Below are 14,956 nucleotides of genomic sequence, written 5' to 3' on the forward strand. Positions count from 1 at the left end.
GTTACGACTTCATTGCGGCGCGGAGGCCGTGGTTGCCGTGGTGGCCGATGCGTTCACATCGTTGGCTTTCAGACGGCAACTGGACGGTGCATCGACGACAGCGGTTTCGCCAGGCTGTACGGTCAGATCGGCGTAGGTGAACGTCGGACCTTGACGGCCTTCGGGTTGCACGATCCGGCCGATCCGGTGTTGTCCACGAACCGTCAGGCACAGATAGGCGCCGGGGAATCCGGCGTGCCACAGATAAGGCGCCGCGCGAGTCTGACTCGTGTTCGTCAGCGTGCTGCGAGTCTTGCCGTCCTGCCGCAAGGTGATCGAGCCGTTACCGACCGGAATGCTCGCCACCTGTAGCCAGCCGATGTCGGACGGCAACTGCGAGACCGTCGAGACTGCACGCTGCGCCGCATCGGGCTGCACGCCTAACAATCCATCGATCACCTGGCTCACGAGCGTGAACGAAGTCTCCGGATAGTCGCCATTGAGAAACCCGCCCGAATGCAAATCGTTGATGCGGTTATAGACATACTGCATCCACGCCCATGCAGTCGTGCCGTCGTTGACGGTGAAGAACGCGTCGGGCAGATACGTGACGGCTTCCAGATTAGGCGGCGTGGAGGTGAGGGCTGTCGTGTTGAGCCAGGACATGTACTGGTCGCGTCGGCTGCCGGGCGCCATGATGCCTTTCATCGGCGCGAACCAGCTCATTTCGGAGCCCCACGCGGTAGACCCGACCGAGTCGATGTTGTAGCTGCGGATCACCGCGAGCGGGTTCGACGGCGGCACGCTCCACGTCGTGTTGTAGTAGCTGTAAAGATCGGCGGCTTTTTCAGCGTAGGTTCTTGCCGATGCAAAGTCGCGTCGCGCCGCGGAGAGCGAGGACATCGCGAGATAGGCCTGGTATTGCGTCGAGACGGCGTCGGCGGCTTCGACCGGATTGTCGCCGGCGCTTTCGTTATAGCTCGCTACACCGAGGAAAATGTTGCCGCCGTTCTCCTGCGCGAGACTGATCTGCCGGCCATGTACCTTGCCGTCGGGGATGAGTCCCGTGTGCGCCGCAATGAACGCGCTCACGGTGTTGGCGACGAAGCCCGTCAGAGCAGGACTGGTGGCGTAGTCGGCGTCGCCGGTCCAGCGGTAGCCGTCGTTCATGCGCTGCGAGAGGTCGAACGGAGCGGGCAGTTCGCGGACGAAGTTGGTGTCGCTCTTGTAGTCGGTGGTGCCAGTCGAACCGTCGAAATTGATGGCCCACAACGGAAAATAGCCACGGCTCGCGGTTGCCGAGGTAGCGAAACCTTCGAGCATCGTCTTGTTCTGCACATCGAGCCCGAGCATGTGTGCGCCGAGGAACTGATGGGCGAAATCGCGCGAGTAGTAATACGAGCGGAACGGATAGCCGGCCCAGTACGACGGCGTGTAGACACCGGTGCCGCTGCCGCTGCGATTGTTCTCATCCATGTTGACGACACCGGTCGTGCCGGTCTGCCGCACCCAGGAATTGGCCTTCACTTTCGCCCAGTCGAACATCGCCACGACGGTCGGATTCGACGAGGTGATCTGCGGGTCGTTCGGTGCGGACGGCACGACTTCGATATCGTCGATATTGATCCAGCCGCGTCCGCTCGATGAGGCGAACGTGATCGTGACCGTGTCGCCGGCTGTGACGGCAATGCGCGGCAGCGTGTACTTGACGTACACACCGGTAGCGAGCGTTGCAGGGAGCGTGATTGTTTGCGCCGGTGCGCTGCCGCTCCTGATCGAGAACGTTCCGCCAGTGCCGTTGGGCAACGCTGCGATCCATGCGGAGAAATCGTAGGAGCCCGTGACCGTCGATTGAACAGATTGCGAGACCGAATAGCCGTCGCCCTGATCGAGAAATGCCAGATGCGCGCCTGAGTGCGGATTGTTGGTCGCACACCCTGCGCCGGAAGTAACAACCCACCAGGATGAACAGGCGTAGCCCGATCCGGCCTGCTCGAAACCTTGATCGTCGAATTGCAGTACCGGCGTGGTCACCGCCCTTGCACCAGGTGCGGCGGCAAGCGAGGCGAAGAGGGCGATTGCAGCGAGACGGCCAACACGTAATTGCTGTTTCGACGAACCTGCACGTGAGATGCTGTTCATGAGTCTTGTCTCCTCCGGGGGATGTCGTTCTGGTCGACTACGATAGAGATAGCGATAGCGGTACGGTTGCCGGTGTATCGCATGCCCACCGGTTCCACCGATCACTGCAACTTCGTTCTGCGGCACACGCTTTCAGGTCGGGCTCGCACCGCAAGAGCGCCTGACCACCAACGGCACGATCGCTTTCACGTGTGCCCTTGCCGACGATTCGCCGGCCATGATTCGGAGCAGCATCGCGGCTGCTTCGCTGCCTTCGGTGAAGGGCTCCGTGCGCATCGTCGTCAGCGGCGGGGCGGCGTACGCGGCGAGCGGAATGTCGTCGTAGCCGACGATCGCCATGTCGTCCGGAATGCTTAAGCCCGCGTCGCGCAGCGCGGCCATCGCACCGAATGCGATCGTGTCGTTGCCTGCGAACAGCGCCGTCACGCCGGAACTGCGCGCGAGAATCGCGCGCATCGATTCGGCGCCGCTCTCGGCGCTGTAGTTACCGTACGAGACCCATGCGGGATCGACCTCGAGATCGGCGGCCTGCATCGCATCGCGAAAGCCGAGCAGACGTTCGCGCACGATCGGATAGTCGTCGTGGGCGAAAGCGATGTGCGCGATGCGCCGATGACCGAGCGCAAGAAGATGTTCGGTAGCCCGACGCGCGGCGTCGCGATTGTCCGCGTCGATGCTGTGGACGTTGTCGTGCCCGGTCAGATTCGATCCGAACACGATCAGCGGGAAGCCGTTGCCGGCCGCATCGTTCAGATAGCTGAAATCGGCCTGACGCGGGTTCAACGCGATCAACCCGTCGATCCGTCCGCTGTCGACAAGGTTCAGACACGCGCCGGGAGGGGCCGCGTGATTGAGCGGTTCGAATAACACCTTGTAGCCGCTTGCCTGGCACGTGAGCGTGACGCCGGTCAGAAAGCGCGGAATGTAGGCGTCGACGTTGGCGTGTACCTGATCGTCGTGCGGCATGAGCAGGCCGATGGTCTGGGTGGCACCGCTCGCGAGCGACAGCGCCATGGCATTCGGCACGTAGCCAAGTTGCCGGGCGGCCGCGAGGACGCGCTCCCGTGTCTCGTCGCTGATCCCCATGCCAGGGACGTTGTTGAGCACGAACGAGACGGTGGTGCGGGACACGTTTGCAAGGGTTGCGACCTGGTGGCTGGTGGCGCGCTTCATCGACTTTTCATCAGACTTTTTGGGCTGACTAACACGTGTTAGTCGCAGATTCAAAAAAATGGCTGCTGACAGCCACCGGTGCGTCGAATATCGCCAGAACACTCTGGCTAACGCGAGTTAGTAGAGTAGATTCTCGAGAGGGTAAAAAGCAAGCTTCCTGTTCCAGGGAATTCCCGGGGTGGCTTCGGCTGGCATCTCAATTTCTGGCGACAATTTGCCGCGCTATGCGACGTATGAGCGCAAGCGCAAGTTCGATAAAGTTCGCGATTGAGAAAAACCATCAACGTCCATCGAAGAAGGCCGCACGACTCGCGAGTCGAAGCGGTCTGCCCAAGAGTTTCTCCATACTGCGCGTCGCTCTTTTTCGCCGACATCGATCCGGCGCGGAACATCCTCAAGTATTGACAATGAAGATTCGCAAGCACAAAGAGAAATGGCTGGTACCGGCCTGCTTCGCCATTGCGTTGACGGCACAGGCCGAGCCGCTATCCCGACAGGACCCCGACACCGATACGGACGAAACCGCCGCTAGCGAGCAGGACAGAACCGCCGCTGCAAGATCGAAACGAACCGCGCCCGCAAGCACCGAAGACTCGACATTCGTACTAGGCGCTATCGAGGTAAGCGCAGTGCGTACCGGACCGCTTTCGACACGAAACATCCTGAGCTCCGTCGATCGCGTCGAAGCGAGCCATATCGAGAACCAGAACGTGCGCAGCCCGTGGGAGCTGTTTGGCCAGATGCCGGGCGTCCTGCTCACCGACTTCAATCAAGGCACGACCTCGGGCAAGATCTCGTTTCGCGGCTTTAATGGCGAGAGCGAGATCAATGCCGTCAAACTGCTGATCGACGGCATTCCATCGAACAGCAACGATGGCAGCATGCCGTTCATGGATGCGGTCTTTCCGCTCGAGATCGAATCGCTGGAAACCGTGCGCGGCACCAACGACCCCCGCTATGGCCTGCACAACATTGCCGGTAACGCGACCATCACGACGCTGAATGGCGGCAACTACGCCAAAGGCCGCGTCGGTTACGGAAGCTACAGCACGTACAACGCGGAAGCAGTCGCCGGTCACGAGAGCGACACGTTCTCGCAAAACTATGCGTTCGGCTATCGTCGTTCGCAAGGCTACCGGGATCATTCGGACATGGACAAGGTAGGGGTCGCGGGCAAGTGGTTTTACAGCCCGAGCGCGGCAGTGCGACTGGGACTCTCCGCGCGTTACGGCCGAACCGCCGCCGACGAACCGGGCTATCTGACCCAGGCCGACGCGCATGGCAATCCGACCGGCTCTTACGCATTCAACAACACCGATCAGGCAACGCGCGAAACCGGTCAGTACGCCGCGTATTTCGATGTCGATCTGACTGACCGGTTGTCCTCGTCGTCGAAAGCCTATTTCAACACCTACAGGGATCGCCGCTGGGTCAGGTTCTCCGCATCCGTCAGCCAGCAAGAGCGCTTCTCGGACGAACAGCAGTTAGGCTTTCTGAGTTCCCTGACGTACCGCCCCCACACAACCGGGTTGCCATGGATCAAGGATCTCGCGCTGGAAGCGGGCGTCAGCGGCGAGTGGCAAAACAATCGCAGCCAGCGCTGGCTGACGCGAGACCAGGTACGCACGTCGCAAACCCGCGATCAGACGTTTTCGTACGACACCACAGGCGCCTATGTGCAGGCCACCTTCAAGCCGTTCGACACGCTCAAGCTGATTCCAGCCTACCGCGTCGATATGGCGAGCGGCCATCTGACGAACCATCTGTCAGGCCAACGCTACGACATGAACGACTACGGTGTGATCCAGCAGCCGAAGTTCAGCGCGGTCTACACGCCGTGGTCCGGCTACAGCTTCTACGGAAACTACGGGCGGACGTTTCAGATCGGTGTCGGTGCGGGGGCCTACAAGATTCCGCCGCGCGTGACGGACCTTGCACCTTCGGTCAACGACGGCTGGGAAGTTGGTCTCAAGTTCAGCCCGTTCGAGCGGCTGGACGGACGCGTAGCGTACTGGGAGCAAACTGCTTCCAACGAGGTGCGTCGCAAGGCGAACGATCCCACCGGCGATTTCGACAATCTCGGCAAGACGAAGCGCAAGGGTTTCGACGTGCAAGCCAATCTGCTGCTCGCGCGCGACCTTAGCGTGTGGTTTGCGTACACGTACCAGATGGCCTGCATTGTCGATCCTGGCCCGACCAGTCTGGGGAGCGCCGGCAAGCAGGTAGACCATGTACCGAATCACCTGGTATCCGCGGGTGCGGACTATCAGGCCACCCCGGACCTGCGCCTGTCGACATGGGGCAACGCGCAGAGCGCGTACTACCTCGAACCGACCAATTCGACCGGCAAGTTCGGTTCTTCGGTGCGGTTGAATGCGAGTGCGTCGTACCGGTTTTCGAAAGCGGTGACATTAGATGTGCAGCTAACCAATCTGCTCAACCGTTACAACGAGTACGTCTGGTATGACGGTACGCAGACGCTGCATTCGCCGGCAGCAGGCCGTGCGGCGTTTGCTTCGCTCACCATGAGTTATTGACGTTGTATCCTTCGCCGGTACGGCAGCGGAATTGCTCTCGAAGCACGCTCCTGTGCCGTCGGCGTCATGAAGCCGGCAATGTGTGTCCCATCTCCTGTTGCAAGGGGCATCGCCATGCTGCGATCGTTTGTAGAACTCCGCCAGCCGGCGGACAGGAATGCGCTGATAGCGGCCGACGACGGGCACGCCACGCTCGCGGGCGGTGGCAACTACGCGATGCCGTGGCATTGGCACGATTGTCTGATGTTCATCCTGCCGCGCCACGGAACCGTCGAACTCAAGCACGAAGATCAGCGCAAAGGCACGTGGCTGTCGCAGGACCGCTTTGCGGTCGTGCCGGCCGATCGGGCACACCAGACTCAGGCCGGCTGCGGCGCGCACAACCACCTCGCGCTCTACGTTACCGACGAGGCACTTCGTCGGCTCGATACCGACACCGGTTCGCTCAACGAATTCCGCCGACGCACGCGCACCACGGCACTCGTGCGTCGAACCTCGGCAATTCGCGCGCTACAGGAACTGTCGATGCGCAGCGATATCGGCGCTTACGGTAACTCGAACATCCGCCAGGCCCTGTCGTCGGCGTTGCTGATGCAGTGCATTGCCGAGGTGATCACCGGCAAGACGATGCCGGCCACGTCGCCGCGCGAGCATGGCATGGCACTGGTTACGGATCTGAAAGCGTTCGTGATCCGGCACGCCGACCAGAACATCCCGCTCGATGCGCTGGAGAAGCGCTTCGGCATCTCCCGGCGACACATCACCCGCCTGTTTCGCGAAGATACCGGTTTGTCGATCGGTGAGTTTCAACAGCGGGCACGTTACGAGAATGCATGCAGGCTTCTCGCCGAAACGGATCTTCCAGTCGGCGAGGTGGCATTTCGCGTCGGATTCGACAGCGGCGCCGCACTGGCGCGCGCCATGCGCCGCATCGGTGGGCATTCGCCATCCGATGTGCGTACACCGATGGCCCGTTCGATCAAAAGGTAGGGCCCGCTCGAACGCGCAGTCTGCCGTCGTTCCCCCTAAACTGGCCGGACAGAAAAACATTCCTCGGTCAGCGGGGCAATACCGTCATGCATCAACGCCACAGAGTCGAGCTGGTCAATGTGTTCGCAGCGGGTCCCGGCGGCGGTAACCCCGCGCCGATCGTCGTCGACGCCGCCGGTATGACCGACGAGCAGATGCGCGAGGTGGCCCGCCACTATGGCTATGAGAGCGGTTTCGTCTTTCCCGCAGCGCCGGATTCGGGCTGCGACTTCGAGTTTCGCTTCTGGGTCCCTAACCATGAGATGTCGATGTGCGGACACGCAACGGTCGGCGCACTCTGGCTGCTCGAGCGGATCGGGCGGTTGCAGCGGGATCATGCTTCCATCTGGACTCGAAGTGGCCGCGTCGATGCACGCATTACGCGTGATGCGACCGGTGCCACTGCTGTTGAGATTTCTCAACCGGCGGGCCGGATCGAACCGTTGCCTGACGCGGAACAGAATCGCGCGGACATTCTCGATGTACTCGGCATCGTCAGCGAGCAACTGGCGGCACTGCCGATTCAAAACGCGTGCACCAGTCGCGTCAAGACGCTGATTCCGCTAGCCAACGCAAGCGACCTCGATACGCTTGAACCGCGGCTCGACAAGGTAGAAGCGCTGTGCGAGCGAATCGGGTCCACGGGGCTCTATCCCTACGTCACACTGGACGCAAGCCGGCAAATCTTCGATGCACGGCAGTTCCCGAAATCTTCGGGCTATCCGGAGGATGCGGCGACCGGTATTGCAGCATCGGCTCTCGCCTTCGGGCTCCTTTCGAACGATATGGTGGAGGCATCCGATCGCGTCATTACGATTCGTCAGGGGCGCGTCATGCAGCGTCCGTCGGAGATTCTGGTTCGCTTCAGTCTCTACGCCGGGCGCCCGGATCGCTCCTGGTTGGGCGGCACCGTCCAGCTCGAACAGAACGGGACGACCTCGTCATGATGGCCGATATCGCCACACGCGTTGCCCAGTTGGGTCTCGTACTGCCGGAGTTGCCGTCGCCGCGAGGGGCATACCTCGGCGCAGTCGCGCACGATGGGATCGTCTATGTGAGCGGGCAGGTGAGTCGCGTCGGCGACGAGGTCATCACTGGCCCGGTAGATCGAAACACACCGAACGATGTGATCCGCAATGCGGCGCAAGCGTGTGTGCTGCGCGCCCTGAGCGTGCTGGTCGGAACGGTCGCACCGACCGCTTCAGTGGAACGCATCCTGTTCCTGCGCGGCTTCGTCAACGCCGTACCTGAATTCAAGCATCACAGCAGAGTGATGGACTTCGCCTCGACGTTGCTCTACGACATATTCGGCGAAAGCGGACGATGCGCGAGGTCGGCAGTCGGCGTCGCGAGTCTGCCGGACAGTGGTCTGCTCGAGATCGAACTCACGGTGGCATTGACACCGGAACCTCGTCTGCGTCTATAGCGGCGATCTATAACCTGCAGCAGCCAAACAGCATGAGACGACCTGAGCTAGTGCAGCTCTGGAAGGCTCTCGATCGCCTATCTCCCGTGGAGGCACCTATGAATCGTCGTCAACTTCTGCAAACCGGCCTTGCTGCCATTCCCGCAATCGGTCTTTCCCGCTTCGCGAAAGCAGCCAATGCCGAACTGATCGTTGGCTCCAACGTCGGTGGCGCACCGTTTACGTTCAAGCAAGGCGACACCTATACCGGCTTCGATATCGACACCTGGGCTGAAGTGGCGAAGGGGTTGAACGTCAAGTGGCGTGTGCAACCGATGGAGTTCGGCGCGCTGATTCCCGCGCTGCAGACCCGTAACATCGACGTCGTGATCTCCCAGCTGTTCATCAAGCCGGAGCGCCAGAAAGTCATCGATTTCTCCGATCCTTACTACAACAGCGGACTGATTGCGGTGACGCGCATCGACAACGCCACGATCAAGACCTCCGCCGATCTGGCCGGCAAAAGCATCGGCACCGAAACGGGCACGATCGCCGTCGATTACATCAAGAATCACATCAAGGACGCGACACTCGAACAGTTGCCCGGCATCAACAACGCGCTGCTGGCGCTTGAAGCAGGTCGCACCGACGCAGTCGTCTACGACAAGCCCGTGTTGCTCTACTACGCGAAAACGGCCGGCAAAGGCAAGGTGCGAGTCGTGCTGCCCGCACTCGAAGGTCGCGATGTGGGTATCGGCTTCCAGAAGGGGAGCCCGCTTGTCGCGGCGGTCAACGTTCAGCTTGCTGCGATGAAAACCGATGGGCGATTGAAGGCGCTGAACCTGAAATGGTTCGGAGAGGACACGGCGTTATGAACTTTGACTGGACGGTCGTCGTTTCCGCGTTGCCGGATCTGCTCGAAGGTCTGCGACTGACGCTTGTGATTGCGCTGGCGGGTCTGGTCGGCGGGGTGGCGCTCGGTATTTTCTCGGGTGTGATCCTGACCTATGGGAGCGGGCTGGCGGCCGCGCCGGCTCACGCGTATGTCGCGTTGATTCGCGGGACACCGATCGTCGTTCAGGTCATGTTCGTGTATTTTGCGTTGCCCATCATGATGGGGATCCGCATCAGCGCGACTAGCGCGGCGATCACCACGCTGATCGTCAACTCGGGCGCCTATAACGCGGAGATTGTGCGCGGGGCACTCGGCAGTGTGCCGATCGGGTTGCGCGAAGCCGGCCTCGCGATGGGTATTCCGTTTCGTACGGTCCTTGCCCGTGTTATCGCGCCGGTTGCGTTCCGTCGCGCGCTGCCGGCCATGGGAAACCAGTTCGTCAGTCTGGTGAAGGACACCTCGATTTTCCTCGTCATCGGTGTCGGCGAACTCACGCGGCGCGGTCAGGAAATCATGGCCGAGAACTTCCGGGCGGTTGAGATCTGGACCGCGGTGGCAGTCATTTATCTGATCGTGATCAGCCTGCTTGCACTCGGTCTGCGGGTGCTTGAACGGGGAGTACGTCTGCCATGAGCATGATCGAATTTCAGGGCGCCTCGAAGCAGTTTGGCGCACACGTCGTCCTGCAACCGATCGACCTTGCCATAGAACGCGGCGAGGTCGCGGTTGTCATCGGTCCGTCGGGGTCGGGGAAATCGACGATGCTTCGTTGCATCAACGTGCTCGAGAAAATCAGCGGTGGCGACCTGCGTGTCGACAATGTCAGCGTACTGGGTTCTCCGAACGAAGTCCGCTCGATCCGGCTCGAAGCCGGTATGGTTTTCCAGCAGTTCAACCTCTTTCCGAATCTGACGGCCATGCAGAACGTCATGTTCGGACCGAGGTGGGCGCGCGGTCGTTCAAAGGCAGAGGCACGCGACATCGCCGCCGCGCTGCTACAGAAAGTCGGCCTCGCCGAGCGGATGAATCACTATCCATCGCAGCTTTCGGGCGGTCAGCAGCAACGTGTTGCGATTGCGCGTGCGCTTGCCGTCCAGCCGAAACTGATGCTCTTCGACGAGCCCACTTCGGCGCTCGATCCGGAGTTGCGACAGGAAGTGCTGAGGGTCATGCAGACACTCGCCAACGACGGCATGACGATGGTCGTCGTGACACATGAGATGGGTTTCGCACAACGCGTCGGTTCCCGCCTGCTGTTCATGGATGCGGGACGCGTGGTCCACGACGGCAAGCCCGCCGAGTTGCTGTCGGCGCCGCCCAGCGAACGCTTTCGCGATTTTCTGCAACACGTTCATTAGGTTTGCCCGGAGATGTGTCGCGCGCAGGTGTAAGTGGGGGTTTTTTTAGGGGAGTGTGCAGCAGGTATGGTCAATTCCAGTTTCGAAAACCGCTACGGGTTTCGCCGGGATAGTGTCCAGCTTGGCAACTGGCGGGAAGCACCGTGGAATGCCTGGGCGTTCTGCCATGTTCATGAGCTCGTCCCGACCGCGCACATACAGGCGGTGCCCGGCCTGATCGAAGCGCCGCCTGTCGATGCCACGGCGCTGATCGCGCACGAGTTCATAGCGGGCGGCCAACGCCAGACGATTGCCGGTGTGCTAAGGCAAACATCGACCGATGCGCTGACTGTCATGAAAGCGGGCAGGTTTGTCGCCGATTTCCACGAGCCGCATTTTGCGTCGCAAAGCAGGCATATTCTGTTCTCGGCCAGCAAGTCGGTCGCCGGTCTTCTTGCGGGCATGCTGGTCGACGATGGGCTTCTCGATCCTCGCGCGCTCGTTTCGTACTATGTGCCGGAACTGACGCGTTCGGCGTTTGGCGACGCCACGGTGCGACACGTACTCGACATGCGCACCAGTCTCGCGTTTAGCGAGGACTATCTGGATCCGCGCGGCGACTTTGCACGCTACCGCAGGGCGGGGCTGCTGGATCCGCAACTCGACGGAGAAAAACCGCAAACGGTAATCGACTTTCTCGCTTCCGTGCAGAAAGGCGCAGGCGATCACGGGGGGCCATTCCAGTACGGTTCGCCGAATTCGGATGTTCTTGGCCTTTTGATCGAACGCGCATCCGGGGAACGCTATGCAGATTTCGCGGCAACGCGTCTGTGGCAACCGCTAGGGCTTCATCAGGATGGCCGTGTCACCGTGGATATCATCGGCACCGCACGCTCGGGTGGCGGACTGTGCATGACGGCCCGCGACCTCGCAAGAATCGGCGAATTGATGCGCGTCGGGGGCACTGTCAACGGGCGAACGCTGGTATCGGCGGGCTGGGTGAACGATACGCTTTCGGGAGGCAGCTTCGAGGCATGGAAACACGGAAATTTCGTGGCCTGGTTGCCGCACGGCAGGTATCGCAACCAGTGGTATCAGGTTGGCAATGCGAGCGGCGCGTTCTTTGCCGTCGGCATACATGGCCAGTGGCTCTACGTCGATCCCGCCAGGGAGACGGTGATCGCCAAATTCTCCTCACAACCCCAGCCCACCGATGACGACACGAAGCATCTGAACCTCGCCTTGTTCGACGAGATTTCGACGATGTATTGAGGTGCGGCAAACGTCGAGGTGTATCGTGCGGGTAGACACGCGAGCGCGATTCATGCGCAACCGTCGAATTCCCGAACAAGAATCGAACCAGAGAGGTGGCAGTGCAAAATCAACGCGTACAGCTCGCGATCGATGCGAGCGGCGTAGCGTGGGTAACGTTATCGCGCCCGGCGCAGCACAATGCCGTGGACTTCGCGATGCTGGACGAGATGGCCGCCGTGCAGCGCCGACTTCGTCGGGACAAGACTGTGCGCGGTGCGATTATTCACGGGGAAGGGCCATCGTTCTGCGCGGGTCTGGATTTCAAAAGCGTGTTCTCTTCGAAGCGCAAGCTCTTGCGCTCGGTGCTCTCGCTGTATGCGCCACGCAGGAATATTTTTCAGCGCTGGAGCATGGGCTGGCGCGATCTTCCGTTTCCAGTCATCGCAGTCGTCCACGGGCATTGTTATGGGGCAGGGATGCAGCTTGCGCTCGGTGCGGATCAGCGGATTGCCGCAGCGGACGCGAAGATGTCATTGATGGAAGTGAAGTGGGGACTGGTACCCGACATGGGTGGTCCAACGCTCCTGCGTGAGCTGATGTCGATCGATGTGGCAAAAGAGCTGGTGTTGAGCGGGCGTGTTGTATCGGGCACGGAAGCGGTCCAGTTGGGACTCGCGAGCCGGGTCGAAGACGATCCGCTGGCGGCTGCTGCAGCACAGATAGCAGTGTGGGCACAACGATCGCCTGACGCGTTGGCCGCCGGCAAATTTCTGCTGCAGAGTGCATGGAGCGGAAGCGAATCCGCTGCGCTCGCGGCAGAACGACGATGGCAACGCAGAATCATCGGACGCTGGAATCAGCGGCTTGCAATGCGGCTTGGGCTCAAGAAGGGGAGTGACGAGGCGTTTCGACCGCGTACGGTTCAAAAGTAGACCTGTCGTGCTGACTTGCGGCGCCTGGTCGTAGGCATTGCGGTGTTGTTATGCGCTACATTTTGCGATCCCTTTGATATCTGTTGTCAGACATCTATGCCACCTCATTTCGCCGTACGACGCTTCTTCCAGGAAGGCGGGAACCCCCACCTTCCTGGCAGAATCGCTATGCTGTTTTTTTTCGCCTTTACCGCACACGAAGCAGAATTGCGCTTGCAGCGGGGACCTTTACCGAATAGTTGCCACTTGAGTCTGGGGTTAGCGGAGCATACGACTCCGGCTGCCAGCTCCCGTTTACGTTGATAAGTTGATTATTCAGGACCGAATTTTGTACGCCTTGCAAACCGGCTGTCGCGCCTGACGTGGACACAGGGCCACTGGTCAGACGGATATAATCCGCGCTCTGCGATGTTATCCCGGGATTTATATTCGCCTTGATCGCCTGGGTGGGTTCTTTATTGATAATCACAATCGATTCGATCTCACCGGCAGATTGAGATTTGCCATTCGATCCGGCGTTGGGGATGACGGCAAAAGCAACCACCTGCAAACCATCCGGAACAGAAACGACGACGCTCTGAGGGCTAACTACAGACGCTCCCTGAGAATTGCTGTCGGCCTGTAACGCGAGCGAGAAAAGCTTCATGCCATAGAACACCGGCATGACCTTTGTGACTTGCCCTTTTGAAATCTGAAGCGGCGTATAGGCGTTCTGAAAAGTGCCGTTCAACGTCGGGTCTAGCTGCTCCGGATTCGTGTCGTCCTGGACGTGAAAATTGATGCCATGTGCGCCTTGCTGGGCGGCACAAAACATATATTCGAGCGTCCAGAGCGACGAAGCAAAACTGTCGCTCACGCCGACACGACCGCCGGCGTAATAGCTGTTTGTTTCATCAAGCCGCCAGCCATCGGACACTGACTTGCTTGCCTGTTCCAGGCTTGCCATGCTCGTTTGCAGAGACGACGGGCAAGCCTTGGATAGCATGTCGGCAATGGTCGAGCTAGACGCTGCGCCGGAGCCCAGATAGCGGTGTGCAGTGACCTGTGTGAGCAATCCGCTCGCAACAGGATCGGAAACGATGGTATTGATAAGCGACGATGTGAGACTGCCCGTGGCCGGTCCTACGAATCTTGCGATTTTTTGTGGACTACCTTGAATCGCCTTCGCATAGTTGAGCCAGTCGGGAAGGTAATAGGTCGAAGCGATACCCGCGATGTCGGGTTCGTTGCCGATCTCCATTCCATACAATGCGCTGCCCAGGGCACCCGCGGCGTAACTGGCTTCCTGCACGTCGGCGGCGATATCGCTCGCGTATGAGGGGGAATTAAAGGTTTTAGCTGTTGGATCCGATTTGAAGAAGTTATACGAGGCAGGCACGGCATAGATTACGTTCCAGCCGGTGTTGTGGATCATCTGTGCCAGTGCATCGATATCGGGAGGGGAGACTTTTCCACCAGGTGATGGCTGACCATTTATCAACGGTCCGCGATCCTTTATATCTCCGGGCTTATCGCCATAGCCTCCGGTACCGCTCGGATCCCACACCGCATAGGCCAGTGAATTGGCGCCTATCCGGAAACTTCCTCGCAGGCTAAGCAGATTTAGTAGTTTATAGAGGTTATTGCCACCATCGCCTGGATTTTGTACGTGGAATAACGGAGAATAGATCACTGACTTTTCCCAACTCAAGCCGATAAAATTCGGCAGAACCGGCACCGCGGCGATTTGTGTTGATACCGCGACTGAAACCGTGGCGAACGCACTGTCGGGCATCTGATTGACGTTGTCGGTGGCAAACTGGGCGGGAGGCGTACTGGAGCCGCCAGCCGGCGGCGGAGCCGTGTTTGATGCGGTCGCGGCAGTAATGCCGCCACCGCAACCGGCAAGCATCGAACACGAGAGTGCGGTCAGGGAAACCAGCAGGCGCAAGCAGGGTGTCGAAGTATTTCTTTCTGACATGGCGTTACCTGAGTTAATGATTGCGGAGATCGGAAATCCGACAGATTCGCGGACTCCTTTAATTAAAAGCGATCATTCTTTGCGCTCAGTAGCACCCCGAAACCGAATGCGCACTACAAGACTCTGGCGGGCTCCCATCGCCACATGGCACCGTTGAAGAATCAAATCGAGTCGGTGAAATCGGATATTTTGCTCTTTGTCATATGTCGTCGTACAACATTATGGTGAAAAAGCAATCCTGGGAAATGGGGGTATACCCCAATACTGTTCGGTTAGATATTTTTAGGCATCCGCCATGATGCCGATAGCGGTT

12 protein-coding genes are annotated in these 14,956 nt (G+C 59.9%); 9 read left to right on the plus strand and 3 right to left on the minus strand.

The window, feature by feature from the left end; translation table 11 throughout:
• Window positions 1–9: 9 nt before the first annotated feature.
• The gene (locus M0D65_RS09890; protein WP_266252495.1) at window positions 10–2,121 is read right to left on the minus strand and encodes a hypothetical protein; all 2,112 of its coding nucleotides are present in this window, start codon (window positions 2,119–2,121) and stop codon (window positions 10–12) included.
• Between the two features lie 132 nt (window positions 2,122–2,253).
• Window positions 2,254–3,294: a LacI family DNA-binding transcriptional regulator gene (locus M0D65_RS09895; protein ID WP_266252496.1), complete on the minus strand. Its 1,041-nt coding sequence runs from the start codon at window positions 3,292–3,294 to the stop codon at window positions 2,254–2,256.
• 407 nt (window positions 3,295–3,701) lie between these two features.
• Here M0D65_RS09895 and M0D65_RS09900 point away from each other — a divergent pair, with 407 nt between their 5' ends.
• The 9 genes from M0D65_RS09900 to M0D65_RS09940 all read left to right on the plus strand — a co-directional run bounded on the left by M0D65_RS09900 (window position 3,702) and on the right by M0D65_RS09940 (window position 12,683).
• Window positions 3,702–5,831, plus strand: a complete 2,130-nt coding sequence (locus M0D65_RS09900; RefSeq protein WP_266252497.1) for a TonB-dependent receptor — start codon at window positions 3,702–3,704, stop codon at window positions 5,829–5,831.
• Window positions 5,832–5,945: 114 nt separating this feature from the next.
• A complete protein-coding gene (locus M0D65_RS09905) occupies window positions 5,946–6,821 on the plus strand; it encodes a helix-turn-helix domain-containing protein (protein ID WP_266252498.1) in 876 nt (291 codons plus the stop codon).
• Between the two features lie 86 nt (window positions 6,822–6,907).
• Window positions 6,908–7,807, plus strand: a complete 900-nt coding sequence (locus M0D65_RS09910; protein ID WP_266252499.1) for a PhzF family phenazine biosynthesis protein — start codon at window positions 6,908–6,910, stop codon at window positions 7,805–7,807.
• On the plus strand, window positions 7,804–8,286 hold the full coding sequence (locus M0D65_RS09915) for a RidA family protein (RefSeq protein ID WP_266252500.1): 483 nt from the start codon (window positions 7,804–7,806) through the stop codon (window positions 8,284–8,286). The genes M0D65_RS09910 and M0D65_RS09915 overlap by 4 nt, the downstream gene beginning before the upstream one ends.
• Before the next feature lie 98 nt (window positions 8,287–8,384).
• Window positions 8,385–9,140, plus strand: coding sequence for a transporter substrate-binding domain-containing protein (locus M0D65_RS09920; RefSeq protein WP_266252501.1), 756 nt, complete (start codon window positions 8,385–8,387; stop codon window positions 9,138–9,140).
• Window positions 9,137–9,793 (plus strand): ABC transporter permease subunit, encoded by a 657-nt coding sequence (locus M0D65_RS09925; RefSeq protein ID WP_266252502.1) that lies wholly within the window; start codon window positions 9,137–9,139, stop codon window positions 9,791–9,793. The genes M0D65_RS09920 and M0D65_RS09925 overlap by 4 nt, the downstream gene beginning before the upstream one ends.
• Window positions 9,790–10,518 carry a glutamine ABC transporter ATP-binding protein GlnQ gene (gene glnQ / locus M0D65_RS09930; RefSeq protein WP_091006410.1) on the plus strand — a complete coding sequence of 243 codons (729 nt, stop codon included), beginning with the start codon at window positions 9,790–9,792 and terminating at the stop codon, window positions 10,516–10,518. The genes M0D65_RS09925 and glnQ overlap by 4 nt, the downstream gene beginning before the upstream one ends.
• Window positions 10,519–10,584: 66 nt before the next feature.
• On the plus strand, window positions 10,585–11,769 hold the full coding sequence (locus tag M0D65_RS09935) for a serine hydrolase (RefSeq protein ID WP_266252503.1): 1,185 nt from the start codon (window positions 10,585–10,587) through the stop codon (window positions 11,767–11,769).
• 101 nt (window positions 11,770–11,870) lie between these two features.
• The gene (locus tag M0D65_RS09940) at window positions 11,871–12,683 is read left to right on the plus strand and encodes a crotonase/enoyl-CoA hydratase family protein (RefSeq protein WP_266252504.1); all 813 of its coding nucleotides are present in this window, start codon (window positions 11,871–11,873) and stop codon (window positions 12,681–12,683) included.
• A 187-nt stretch (window positions 12,684–12,870) separates the two neighbouring features.
• On the opposite strand, the gene M0D65_RS09945 is transcribed toward M0D65_RS09940, so the two are convergent.
• The gene (locus M0D65_RS09945; RefSeq protein ID WP_266252505.1) at window positions 12,871–14,643 is read right to left on the minus strand and encodes a hypothetical protein; all 1,773 of its coding nucleotides are present in this window, start codon (window positions 14,641–14,643) and stop codon (window positions 12,871–12,873) included.
• Window positions 14,644–14,956 lie beyond the last annotated feature (313 nt).

Origin of the sequence: Paraburkholderia sp. CHISQ3 (assembly GCF_030464945.1) — a bacterium.
Classification (GTDB): domain Bacteria; phylum Pseudomonadota; class Gammaproteobacteria; order Burkholderiales; family Burkholderiaceae; genus Paraburkholderia; species Paraburkholderia megapolitana.

Bases quoted from the DNA above. Each gene is read 5' to 3' on its own strand.
- M0D65_RS09890 (WP_266252495.1), bottom strand. From the start codon at position 2,121: ATGAACAGCATCTCACGTGCAGGTTCGTCGAAACAGCAATTACGTGTT.
- M0D65_RS09895 (WP_266252496.1), bottom strand. From the start codon at position 3,294: ATGAAGCGCGCCACCAGCCACCAGGTCGCAACCCTTGCAAACGTGTCC.
- M0D65_RS09900 (WP_266252497.1), top strand. From the start codon at position 3,702: ATGAAGATTCGCAAGCACAAAGAGAAATGGCTGGTACCGGCCTGCTTC.
- M0D65_RS09905 (WP_266252498.1), top strand. From the start codon at position 5,946: ATGCTGCGATCGTTTGTAGAACTCCGCCAGCCGGCGGACAGGAATGCG.
- M0D65_RS09910 (WP_266252499.1), top strand. From the start codon at position 6,908: ATGCATCAACGCCACAGAGTCGAGCTGGTCAATGTGTTCGCAGCGGGT.
- M0D65_RS09915 (WP_266252500.1), top strand. From the start codon at position 7,804: ATGATGGCCGATATCGCCACACGCGTTGCCCAGTTGGGTCTCGTACTG.
- M0D65_RS09920 (WP_266252501.1), top strand. From the start codon at position 8,385: ATGAATCGTCGTCAACTTCTGCAAACCGGCCTTGCTGCCATTCCCGCA.
- M0D65_RS09925 (WP_266252502.1), top strand. From the start codon at position 9,137: ATGAACTTTGACTGGACGGTCGTCGTTTCCGCGTTGCCGGATCTGCTC.
- glnQ (WP_091006410.1), top strand. From the start codon at position 9,790: ATGAGCATGATCGAATTTCAGGGCGCCTCGAAGCAGTTTGGCGCACAC.
- M0D65_RS09935 (WP_266252503.1), top strand. From the start codon at position 10,585: ATGGTCAATTCCAGTTTCGAAAACCGCTACGGGTTTCGCCGGGATAGT.
- M0D65_RS09945 (WP_266252505.1), bottom strand. From the start codon at position 14,643: ATGTCAGAAAGAAATACTTCGACACCCTGCTTGCGCCTGCTGGTTTCC.